This is a genomic window from Aeromonas sp. QDB23 (genome assembly GCF_027707745.1).
Lineage (GTDB): Bacteria > Pseudomonadota > Gammaproteobacteria > Enterobacterales > Aeromonadaceae > Aeromonas > Aeromonas allosaccharophila.
The window spans coordinates 1-583 of the sequence record NZ_JAPCJA010000182.1 but is presented as its reverse complement, the minus strand read 5'-3'; the positions used below and the strand labels follow the sequence as shown (position 1 = coordinate 583).

At 62.8% G+C, this 583-nt stretch carries 1 pseudogene; it reads left to right on the top strand.

Annotated elements, in window-relative coordinates:
• Positions 1 to 583, top strand: a pseudogene (locus tag PG888_RS23085) (IS30-like element ISAs2 family transposase); the annotation flags it as partial.

Genomic DNA, 583 nt, shown 5'->3' with positions numbered 1-583 from the left:
TGCGTCGTAACGCCGGGCCGCAGGGCTACCAGCCAGACAATGCGCATCAGCACGCCACCCACCGACGGGCCAGTGCGGCCAAATCTCGGCTATCTGCCGATGTCATCCAGTTTGTCGAGCTGACACTCGCCTGGTGGTGGAGCCCGGAGCAGATAAGCGCGGTGGGCAAGCAGATAGGCCTCATGGTGAGTCACGAGTGGATATACCGCCATGTGGCCGCCGACAAAGCCCGGGGTGGCCAGTTGTACCGCCATCTGCGCCAGGGCCACAAGCGCTACCGCAAGGGGGCGAGCAGCCTGCGTTCTCCCATCAAGGAAGCCCGCTCTATTGATGAACGGCCGGCTATCGTCGATAGCCGGGAGCGGCTCGGTGATTGGGAGGCGGACACGGTGCTGGGCAAGCAAGGCACAGGTGCACTGGTCACCCTGGTGGAGCGCAAGAGCCGGCTCTATCTGGTCAAGCGGGTCGCGAGCAAACAGGCTGGGGTGGTGCGGGATGCGATAATCGAGATGTTAACGCCCTACATCGAGCAGGTGCATACCATCACCTTTGACAACGGCGGCGAGTTTGCCGAACACAAGGC